The following is a 3,668-nucleotide window of genomic DNA, read 5'->3' as shown; positions in this document are numbered from 1 at the left end:
CCCTTACAGCCTGAACGCTGACCTCGCCTCAATCGCTCCAACGCATTCGCCAACACGATCTGAACCGAAGCAAGTCCAGGTGCCAGGAGCGCGCCGATGAGCAGAACCTGAGCGTGCTTCCAGGAGCGGTGGACGAACAGGGGCGCAAACGCAATGATGATCCCGACGGAGCGGGCGGGCAGGTGCGGCATGACAGTGTCTCTTGGCCAGGACACCTTTACCTAGCCGCTACGCCTGCTTCGTCACCTGCTCCCCACCACCCGAAAATTGGCCAAAGATACCATGCAGGCCATCGAAGATTGGTTCACTCTTCGTCCCTTCAGATTTGGAAGGAGACAGCCTGATGCCTCAGATGGAACAAGCGCACCCTGCGCAGGAACAGACGATCATCTTCGTGGCCCTGGAGCTCAGCAAATCGGCTTGGCTGCTGGCGTCTCAGGGCTCGCCGAGCGGCAAGACCTCCTCACATCGGTTGGAGGGCGGCGACATTGTTGGGCTGTTGACACTCCTTCGCCGCCTGCAAGCGCGCGAGCGGAGCGCCGCTTCTGATGAGGTTCAGATCGTCGTTGGCTACGAGGCTGGTTATGATGGGTTCTGGTTGCACCGTCGCCTCACGGCCGAGGGCCTCATCTGCCAAGTGATGGATCCCGGCAGTTTGCAGGTCAATCGCCGTGCCCGGCGTGCCAAGACCGATCGGCTCGATGCCGCAATGCTGTTGCGGGCTCTGATGGCATGGTGGCGCGGCGACTGGGCCGCCTGTCACATGGTTCGGGTGCCATCCATCGAGCGGGAGGACGCCCGGCGCACGCATCGCGAGCGTCAGCGGCTGATTGCCGAACGCGTGCAGCACGTCGACCGTGTCAAAGGCTTACTCGCCAGTCAGGGCATTTACGACTTCCAGCCCTTGCGCCAGAACCGCTGGCGGAGTCTGAGCGAGTTACGCACCGGCGATGGTCACGAACTGCCGTCGCGGCTGCGTCGCGAACTCGAGCGCGAGTTCAAGCGGCTGGAACTGGTGCTGGAGCAGATCGCGGTGGTCGAGGCCGAGCGCGATGCCGCGGTGGCTCAACCTGGGCCTGAGGATGCCGATGCCGAGAAAGTCGCCTGTCTGGCCCGACCGGGAGGCCTCGGCACCGAGACAGCCACGATCCTGGTTCGTGAGGCGCTGTTCCGTCCCTTTGCCAGTCGCAAGGAAGTTGCAGCCTATGCCGGGCTCTCGCCGAGCCCCTTTGACAGCGGCCAGCGGCAGCGTGAACAGGCCATCTCGAAGGCCGGCAATCCGCTCCTGCGCGAGACAATGATCGAGTTGGCCTGGCTGTGGCTGCGCTACCAGCCCGAGAGCGGATTAGCGCGCTGGTTCCACGAGCGGGTCGGTCCCGCCCGCGGCCGCATCCGTAAGATCAATGCCGTCGCACTCGCCTGCAAACTTCTGGTAGCCTTGTGGCGGTATCTCACCACCGGCCTCGTGCCGGAGGGAGCCCGCCTCAAGGCTGTCTGACAACAGTTCGGCCGGCGCATCCATCGAAGATGCACCGGACGGGCGGGTAGTGCGTGACCGGAGCTCAACAGGGTTTGCTGCCGTCGCCAAAGATGAGACCCACCTCCTCAAGCCGGCTTGCCTGAATGAGGCATTTTGGTCAGGAACAGTTGTTCCGCCGGATACGAGTGGAAGACGCGAGCACCGTGCTCGCCTTGCCCGGCTTCCCCACCCGACCGCTGCATCCTACAAGAGGGATTGTGATGGCACTTGACCTTCCGCCTCATACGAGTCGAGCTAAGTCGGCATAGGCTGTGGTAGAGAGAGGGCTGGACAGCACATTTGGCGAGGCGGGCTTTGAAATGGTTTGACCCTTTGATCGCGGCAGCTCTGGCAATTCCGCTCGGCGGCGTCCTTTACATTGACGACTCATCATTGACTCTCGGTCAGAAACTGGGCTGGGCTTTGGTGGGGATGGTGATAGCGATAGCCTCTGCTCCGACCGAGCTCATCCAGGACGCTCTCTTAGAGAAGATCCTCCTCGCGTTTGCTGTCATCCTAGGCGCGATTGTCCTGGTCCGGCTTCTTCAAAGCCTTAGAAGTAGAGCAAAATAGGCCCGCAACCGGGCCTAGGCGCACTTCTTGGCTGTCTTTCTCGCTCAAAAGCCGAGTTCTGGCGCAGCCATTCAAGTCGGCGGCCCCACCATTCCCATGATTGGTAAAAGCTGATCGCACTTGATCTGTTCTTCGCACTCGTGTTACGCCGCCTCTGGCAATGCAAGGATTGTTTTGCGACTGCTAAAGAAGCTTATGTTGGCAGGAGGAGCATCGTCCGCCTCCAAGCGTAACATTTTGGCGCCCATCTTCTATGCTGACCTCATGAAAACCTACCTGCTCCCTCTGCTCATCATCGCGTTGCCTCTGTCCGGATGCTCGGCCGCCTATATCATGGGCGAGTATGGCCAGAGTTCTGGACACGAAGTCAGGTTGAGCTGTCGCCGGGCCTACAGAGTGTACGAGAAGGCTGACAAGCTGCTGGTCGAGGCCTTCTCGGCCAGTGAAGCCGCTGCGGCGGCATGTCTTGTCCTGCAAGCCGACAAAGAGCTTGATCAAATAGAGCATCCAGTTCGCTATTGGGATGTCGCTGAAGCCTATCTTAAGAACATGAAGAACCAACGCTGCGCCATCAGCGGGGGACGCCAACTCGAACTTCTGCACTCTGAGTTCTCCTTTGCCTGCCTGCCTCGATAGTTGTCTGTGAAGAGCGCCGATTTCCATTGAGATGATTGCGGTATCGGACGCGTCACCGCCTTCGATTTTGCAGGATTGCGGGGCGACAACGGTGGATTTCCTGCGTTTTCCGTTGCCACTCTGGCCCAGGATCTGATTCAATCAGGAGCACTCCACCCGGCCGGAGTTGCGCCATGTCGATGCCGAAAGATGAGCGCCAGTGGTCTGCCCCATGGGGGTGATCCGTATGTGATGTTAATTCAGGGTTGGTCCGGACCTGCCCCCATATGTGATCCACGGCTTATGCAACTTTCCGGGCTTGATGAGTTTGTTGGGCGAAGGCGTTCGGGGTCAGGTCGACCCCGAGGATCGCATGCAGGGCCTCGCGCACCGGCACGGCCGGCTCATTGGCCTGCGGCTGCGCGCGATGGAGCAGCGGCAGCGGCGCCGCCGGGGGCGGGCTGGCCGCCTACAGGCGCTCCAGCACAGCCGCGATGCGCTCGTCTCAGGCAGCCACCTTAGTCTGGTAGACCTCGTACAGCTCCAGCGCCTGGGCCAAGGCGAAGACGTGCTCTTCCCGGTCGTTGCCGACCAGCGCGGCGCGCAGGGTCGCGAGCGGGGTCTTGCAGCGCCCGTCGCGCAGGGCGGCCAGGCGGTCCGGATCGCGCTCGCCGGCGACAACGTCCTATGTAGGGAAGCAGCAGCGACGCTGGGCCAGCAGATCTCAGCACGCCGATTGGCTGGATCGGCGCTTCAGACAGAGTGAGCCAGGTGGCTTCCACCGTAAACGGGATTGTTCTCTCCCATAGCAAACACAGGATCCAGCGGTCACAACCGTGGTCCTCACCGTCCCCAATACGAGATACACTCCAGGTGGAAGGCCCAAACATTATCTACAGGGTCGCCTGCGCGCCCTCACGGCCCACACAGAGAGAGGTCCTTCCACCCGGCACCGGACGCT

Annotated in this window: 4 protein-coding genes and 1 pseudogene; 4 read left to right on the top strand and 1 reads right to left on the bottom strand. The window is 61.4% G+C overall.

Annotation, left to right across the window (positions count from 1 at the left end; translation table 11 throughout):
* Positions 1-191 (bottom strand): annotated as a pseudogene (locus OC446_RS29745) (hypothetical protein); the annotation flags it as partial.
* Positions 192-343: 152 nt separating this feature from the next.
* On the opposite strand from OC446_RS29745, the gene OC446_RS29740 reads away from it, so the two are divergent.
* From OC446_RS29740 to OC446_RS29725, 4 genes are all read left to right on the top strand, one after another.
* Entirely contained in the window at positions 344-1,498 is a 1,155-nt protein-coding gene (locus tag OC446_RS29740) for an IS110 family transposase (RefSeq protein ID WP_262032495.1), read from the top strand.
* Between the two features lie 336 nt (positions 1,499-1,834).
* Positions 1,835-2,092 (top strand): hypothetical protein, encoded by a 258-nt coding sequence (locus OC446_RS29735; protein WP_262032494.1) that lies wholly within the window; start codon positions 1,835-1,837, stop codon positions 2,090-2,092.
* A gap of 264 nt (positions 2,093-2,356) precedes the next feature.
* Positions 2,357-2,728, top strand: a complete 372-nt coding sequence (locus OC446_RS29730; RefSeq protein ID WP_262032493.1) for a hypothetical protein — start codon at positions 2,357-2,359, stop codon at positions 2,726-2,728.
* Between the two features lie 298 nt (positions 2,729-3,026).
* Positions 3,027-3,473: a hypothetical protein gene (locus OC446_RS29725; protein WP_262032492.1), complete on the top strand. Its 447-nt coding sequence runs from the start codon at positions 3,027-3,029 to the stop codon at positions 3,471-3,473.
* Positions 3,474-3,668: the final 195 nt, after the last annotated feature.

Origin of the sequence: Microvirga sp. Mcv34, from assembly GCF_024519725.1 — a bacterium.
In the GTDB taxonomy this organism is placed as follows: Bacteria; Pseudomonadota; Alphaproteobacteria; order Rhizobiales; family Beijerinckiaceae; genus Microvirga.
The sequence above is the reverse complement of the archived record's forward strand: the minus strand, read 5'-3'. Positions and strand labels throughout refer to the sequence as shown.